The following is a 503-nucleotide window of genomic DNA, read 5'->3' as shown; positions in this document are numbered from 1 at the left end:
GTGCCAGTCATCACCTACACCTTGACCGACGGCTCCGGTGCCAATGACACCTCGACCTTAAGCTTAACCGTGACCCCAGAGAACGATAACTTCACGGATGAAAACGAAGAGCGCAGCCTCGCCGAAGACAGCCCTGAAGTGACGGGCAATGTGATTGATGGCATCAGCGTTGACGGTCCACTGAGCGTCGTGAGCTTCACTATCGCCGGGGATGCGACGGTGTACACTGCCGATGGCAATGACGTGGTCATCACCGGGGTGGGGATCTTTAGCCTCAATAGCACTGGCGGGTACACCTTCACGCCCGCGGCAAACTACAACGGTACTGTGCCAGTCATCACCTACACCTTGACCGACGGCTCCGGTGCCAATGACACCTCGACCTTAAGCTTAACCGTGACCCCAGAGAACGATAACTTCACGGATGAAAACGAAGAGCGCAGCCTCGCCGAAGACAGCCCAGAAGTGACGGGCAATGTGATTGATGGCATCAGCGTTGACGG

The 503-nt window shown here is 56.7% G+C and carries 1 protein-coding gene; it reads left to right on the top strand.

What is annotated here, in order from left to right; translation table 11 throughout:
- Positions 1-503 (top strand): cadherin-like domain-containing protein (locus tag HUB64_RS23065; RefSeq protein ID WP_173497996.1); only part of this gene is annotated, 503 nt, incomplete at both ends.

Origin of the sequence: Shewanella sp. ISTPL2, assembly GCF_013283205.1 — a bacterium.
In the GTDB taxonomy this organism is placed as follows: Bacteria; Pseudomonadota; Gammaproteobacteria; order Enterobacterales; family Shewanellaceae; genus Shewanella; species Shewanella oncorhynchi.
The sequence above is the reverse complement of the archived record's forward strand: the minus strand, read 5'-3'. Positions and strand labels throughout refer to the sequence as shown.